1 protein-coding gene is annotated in these 331 nt (G+C 47.4%); it reads left to right on the top strand.

Going from position 1 to position 331, the window contains the following annotated elements; genetic code table 11:
* Nucleotides 1-13: 13 nt before the first annotated feature.
* Nucleotides 14-331, top strand: a 318-nt coding sequence (locus tag JIG41_RS12295) for a transposase (protein WP_409372732.1), incomplete at its 3' end; no start/stop codon positions are given.

Genomic DNA, 331 nt, shown 5'->3' with positions numbered 1-331 from the left:
GACCCTCCAAGATTTGATAAGACCATTACGTCGGCGTATAGATAGAGTGAGCGCTGATGGTGCTTATGATAGCCGCCGCTGCTATGCAGAAATAACTGAAAAAGGCGCGATACCTGTTATCCCGCCGAGAGAGAATGCACGGCTGTGGACTGATAAGCATCCACGCAATGAGGCTGTCATGTTGTGCAAAAAGTTAGGAATCGCACAATGGAAAAAGCTCAGTGGATATCATGTGCGCTCATTAGCAGAAACAGCGATGTACCGTTTTAAACAGTTGATGGGGGCTAAGCTAAATGCGCGTGATTACAATCGCCAACTGGTTGAAGCGATG

The sequence above is a fragment of the Pseudoalteromonas sp. bablab_jr011 genome (assembly GCF_016464045.1).
In the GTDB taxonomy this organism is placed as follows: Bacteria; Pseudomonadota; Gammaproteobacteria; order Enterobacterales; family Alteromonadaceae; genus Pseudoalteromonas; species Pseudoalteromonas lipolytica.
Note: the sequence above shows the minus strand (reverse complement) of the source record. Positions and strands in the feature narration are given on the sequence as shown.